Genomic DNA, 492 nt, shown 5'->3' on the forward strand with positions numbered 1-492 from the left:
AACGCCCTGGCGTACATGCCGGGGGAGGCGTGGCCCTGGAAGAAGACCTGGTCCCCGCCGCCGGGGTGGTCCTTGCCGCGGAAGAAGTGGTTGAACCCGACCTCGTACAGGGTCGCGGCCCCGGCGTAGGTGGAAATGTGCCCGCCCACGCCGATGTTCGCCCGCTGCGCACGGTGGACCATCACCGCAGCGTTCCAGCGCATGTACGCCCGGTAGCGGCGCTCGAACTCCTCATTGCCCGGGAACTCCGCTTCCTGGTCCACCGGGATCGTGTTCACATAATCGGTAGTGGTCACCATCGGCACCCCGACGCTCTGCGCACCGGCACGCTGCAACAGGCTCCGCATGATGTATTGGGCACGCTCGGTACCCTGTTCCCTGATCAACGAATCCAGGGACTCAACCCACTCGGCGGTCTCTTCCGGATCACGATCAGGCAGCTGGTTAGTCAACCCGCTGAGGATATGGGAGGTATCTTCTCCTGCAGCCACG

General features: G+C 64.4%; 1 pseudogene. It reads right to left on the reverse strand.

The features are described from left to right. Positions 1–491, reverse strand: a pseudogene (locus AC5RVN_RS17435) (pyruvate dehydrogenase (acetyl-transferring), homodimeric type); the annotation flags it as partial. Position 492 lies beyond the last annotated feature (1 nt).

This window comes from Arthrobacter sp. sptzw32 (assembly GCF_059089735.1).